This is a genomic window from uncultured Arthrobacter sp. (genome assembly GCF_902805515.1).
Taxonomy (GTDB): Bacteria; Actinomycetota; Actinomycetes; order Actinomycetales; family Micrococcaceae; genus Arthrobacter_D.
Window position 1 is genome coordinate 1 of record NZ_CADCTE010000036.1, and the last position, 1,325, is coordinate 1,325.

General features: G+C 63.8%; 1 protein-coding gene. It reads right to left on the bottom strand.

What is annotated here, in order from left to right:
* Positions 1-53: 53 nt before the first annotated feature.
* The gene (gene tuf / locus QZX79_RS02955) at positions 54-1,256 is read right to left on the bottom strand and encodes an elongation factor Tu (protein ID WP_294564414.1); all 1,203 of its coding nucleotides are present in this window, start codon (positions 1,254-1,256) and stop codon (positions 54-56) included.
* Positions 1,257-1,325: the final 69 nt, after the last annotated feature.

The window sequence follows — 1,325 nt, forward strand, 5'->3', positions numbered from 1 at the left end:
CCTCCGAATCACAGGGGCGGCATAGGCGCCGCCCCCGCTAAACCTGCGTTACGCTACTGGATGATCTCTGTTACGACGCCGGCGCCGACGGTCCTGCCGCCCTCGCGGATGGCGAAGTTCAAACCCTCGTCCATCGCTATCGGCGAGATCAGCTCCACCTCCATCACCGTGTTGTCCCCCGGCATCACCATCTCCACCCCCTCCTCCAAACGGATCTCCCCCGTAACGTCCGTCGTGCGGAAGTAGAACTGCGGCCGGTAGTTCGTGAAGAACGGCGTGTGGCGCCCGCCCTCCTCCTTGCTCAAGACGTACACCTCCGCCTTGAAGCGGGTGTGCGGCGTGATCGTGCCGGGCTTGGCCAACACCTGACCCCGCTCCACGTCGTCCCTCTTCAGGCCGCGGAGCAAGGCGCCTATGTTGTCGCCGGCCTGGGCGGAGTCCATGCTCTTGTTGAACATCTCAACCCCCGTCACAACAGTCTTGCGCGTGGGGCGTATCCCCACGATCTCTATCTCCGTGCCCACCGAGACCTGACCCGTCTCCACCCGGCCCGTGGCCACCGTCCCACGACCCTGGATCGTGAAGACGTCCTCCACGGCCAAGAGAAAGTCCCTATCTATGTCCCGCTCGGGCTCGGGCACGTAGGAGTCAACCGCCCCCATCAGCTGCAGGATGGCCGGCTCCCCGTACTCAGAGTCATCCCCATCCAGGGCCTTCAAGGCCGAGCCGACCACCACCGGCACGTCGTCGCCCGGGAACTCGTACTCAGAGAGCAGCTCCCGAACCTCCATCTCCACAAGCTCCAAAAGCTCCTCGTCGTCGACCATGTCAGCCTTGTTGAGGAACACCACTATGTAGGGGACCCCCACCTGCCGGGCCAGGAGGATGTGCTCTCTAGTCTGGGGCATCGGCCCGTCGGCCGCCGAGACGACGAGTATCGCCCCGTCCATCTGCGCCGCCCCCGTGATCATGTTCTTGACGTAGTCGGCGTGACCGGGGCAGTCCACGTGCGCGTAGTGCCTATTCTCCGTGGCGTACTCCTGGTGGGATGTGGCGATCGTGATGCCGCGCTGGCGCTCCTCGGGGGCGTTGTCTATCTGATCAAAAGCCACCTCGCGGTTGGCCGGGTCGTTTGGCACCGCCTTGGCAAGCGTCTTTGTGATCGCGGCGGTGAGCGTCGTCTTGCCGTGGTCGACGTGGCCGATCGTCCCGACGTTCAGGTGCGGCTTGTTCCTCTCGAACTTCCCTCTGGACATCCGTGTTCCTTTCTCGTTACCACATCTCCGGGGACAAAAATAGTAGCGGCGGCAGGACTCGAACCTGCG